The sequence below is a fragment of the Ammonicoccus luteus genome, from assembly GCF_050880385.1.
Taxonomy (GTDB): domain Bacteria; phylum Actinomycetota; class Actinomycetes; order Propionibacteriales; family Propionibacteriaceae; genus Enemella.
In genome coordinates this window covers 1-986 of sequence record NZ_JBNZCI010000019.1, presented here as the reverse complement: position 1 = coordinate 986, position 986 = coordinate 1, and the positions used below count along the sequence as shown (strand labels likewise).

Annotated in this window: 2 protein-coding genes; both read right to left on the bottom strand. The window is 65.2% G+C overall.

All coding sequences use genetic code 11. From position 1 onward, the window contains the following. Positions 1-654: DDE-type integrase/transposase/recombinase (locus tag ACQ260_RS17295; RefSeq protein ID WP_432560711.1), on the bottom strand; the 654-nt coding region annotated here is incomplete at its 3' end. Next, positions 651-941: a transposase gene (locus ACQ260_RS17290; RefSeq protein WP_432560710.1), complete on the bottom strand. Its 291-nt coding sequence runs from the start codon at positions 939-941 to the stop codon at positions 651-653. The genes ACQ260_RS17290 and ACQ260_RS17295, both read right to left, overlap by 4 nt. Positions 942-986: the final 45 nt, after the last annotated feature.

Here is a 986-nt window from a genome sequence, read left to right as displayed (position 1 = left end):
GGTGCTGCCACGGTCGGTATGGAAGATCACCCGCTCGGACTCCTTTTCGCGCCACAGCGCAGCCTTTCCGCCGCGGGCGGCGACAGCCATCTGGATCGCTGCCCGGGCCAACTCGGCATCGGGGTGGACACTGGTTGCCGCGCCGAGCAGCCGGCGGGAATACAAGTCGATCACCGTCGCCAGATACAGTTTGCCCTCCCCGGTCGGGATCTCGGTGATATCGCCCACCCATTTGACATTCGGTGCTGGCGCGGTGAAATCACGGCAGACCAGATCGGGAAACTTCGCCGCGGTCCGGTCTTGACGGGTCAGCCCGCCACGGCGCTTGACGACCCGGGCGATAAGCCCCTGCCGGCGCATCGAGTCGGCCACGGTCTTCTTGGACAGCACCCAGCCCTCGGCCCCCAGATCGGCACGCAGCCGGGGCGACCCGTGTAAGCCTTTGGCCTTGTCGAACGCGACTCGCACAGCGCGATCGACGGTATCGCGGCGCCGGTCGGTGTCGGTGAACAACCCCGCGGTGGCACCGGGACCCTGGGCGCGTCGGAGCCATTTGTAGAACCACGCCAGCGACACCCCCAGCAGGGCACAGACCACGGTGTGCGGCACTCGGTAGTTGGTCCTTTGGTCAGCGATGAAGCGTGCCACGCTCACTTCGTCGCCTCCTTCACCCACAGGACCACCGATCGCTTGAGGACATCACGCTCCATGCGGAGTTCGGCGTTCTCGGCGCGGAGCCGTTTCAGTTCGTCAAAGTCGTCTTTGGACAACTCCCCACGCCCCTCCCGCGCCTCGCGGGCCCGGGTCACCCAGTTCCCCAGGGTGCCCTCGTTCACGCCGAGATCTCGGGCAATCTGCGCGATCGGCTTACCTGTCTCTTCGACGATCCGCACAGCTCCCTCACGGAACTCCCGGTCGTACTTCTTACGCTTCTCTGGCATCTCATTCCCTATTGTCGATGCCTCCACGCTTCTGGGGAAACCTCA